Source organism: Arthrobacter sp. P1_D4 (genome assembly GCF_056406115.1).
The window spans coordinates 1-526 of record NZ_JBFUAU010000056.1; the positions used below are offsets into that span (position 1 = coordinate 1).

The window sequence follows — 526 nt, forward strand, 5'->3', positions numbered from 1 at the left end:
ATGATGTACCGCAGTGACGATAACGGCAATTATTTCAGAGTAGAATTTTACGTAATAAACTAATACATATAACCACAATGAAGAGACTATTTACCCTTTTGGCTTTTATAATGTTGAGCACAACTTGCTTTGCGCAACACATTATTTCATTTAAGGCGATGGGCCACGATGACGACGAGCCGGTTTACGGTATGAGCGGAGCCACTTCCTTCTACTTCAAAATCACGCCCGAGTATGAGATAAATGGCAGCAAGTTGGTGGTGTATTTCGAGCCCTCGCAGGCTTTAATTAGGGAAAAATCATACGTAAACTTATTCATCGGCCCAAAACCGGTTTACAGCGCCCGGTTAACTAAGGATTCTATACAGAAGATATCCATCAACCTTACCAAGGCCGATGTAACGCCGGATAACTACATCAAAATTCAGGTTAAAACGCTATTGACAATTACCGACGACCCGTGCCGCGATTTGGATAACCCCGCTATGTGGTTAAAAATTAAGAACTACTCCTACTTGTCGTTAGT

The 526-nt window shown here is 42.0% G+C and carries 1 protein-coding gene; it reads left to right on the forward strand.

From position 1 onward, the window contains the following. Window positions 1-110 precede the first annotated feature (110 nt). Window positions 111-526 (forward strand): cellulose biosynthesis cyclic di-GMP-binding regulatory protein BcsB (locus AC1D0A_RS21985; RefSeq protein WP_476946844.1); only part of this gene is annotated, 416 nt, incomplete at its 3' end.